We start from the raw sequence: 715 nt of genomic DNA, 5'->3' as shown, positions 1-715 counted from the left end.
CCTTGAGGGTGGTGATCGCCTCGGCCCGGGACTTGATCACGCTGCGGCGGGCGTTGTGCAGGAACCGGATTGCCTCGACGTCCCCGCCGTGGGTCTTGGGGACGGTGGTGGCGCGTCCGGTCAGGGCCGCGGTGGCGGCGGCGTAGGCGTCGAGCGGGTCGGATTTGCCGTGCCGCCGTCGGGAACGACGGTCGGGGCGGTCGACCTCGACGACGGTGAGACCGGCGTCGTGCAACACGTGGGTGAGGCCGGCGCCGTAGCTGCCGGTGCCCTCGACACCGACGGAGGCGATGATGCCGGTGCCGGCGAGCCAGCTCAGGAGTTGGTGGTAGCCGGCRTCGGTGGCGGGGAACTCGCGGTCGGCGAGGGGGCGACCGAGGTGGTCGACGATCGCGGCGTGGTGGGTGTGTTTGTGGGTGTCGACGCCGGCGTSGATGGTCAGGCTGACATCCGGCGGGGTTTCGGTCATGCTGGTCATGGCTGTCCCTTTCATCTGGTGGCCACGCACCGGTCGGGACGGCGGACAACTCAGTGATGGGACTTGTCGAAGTCAGGCTCCTATCAGKTCACTCCGCCCGACCGGCCGCGTGTGTTCGTCGACGCGGTCGGTCGACACATCACGTGAAGGACAGTCCTTGCGGGCGTCAGAGTGGCAACGAGTCAGACCGGCCGCGTCAACGAACCCAACCAGTATCACTGAGTGGCAAAGCGTCCC

Annotated in this window: 1 protein-coding gene; it reads right to left on the bottom strand. The window is 68.4% G+C overall.

Annotation, left to right across the window (positions count from 1 at the left end):
* Window positions 1-478, bottom strand: a 478-nt coding sequence (locus AC1DWT_RS51715) for an IS110 family transposase (protein ID WP_477926334.1), incomplete at its 3' end; no start/stop codon positions are given.
* Window positions 479-715 lie beyond the last annotated feature (237 nt).

The organism is Rhodococcus sp. P4_B6 (assembly GCF_056402215.1).
This window is presented reverse-complemented; position numbering and strand designations above follow the sequence as displayed.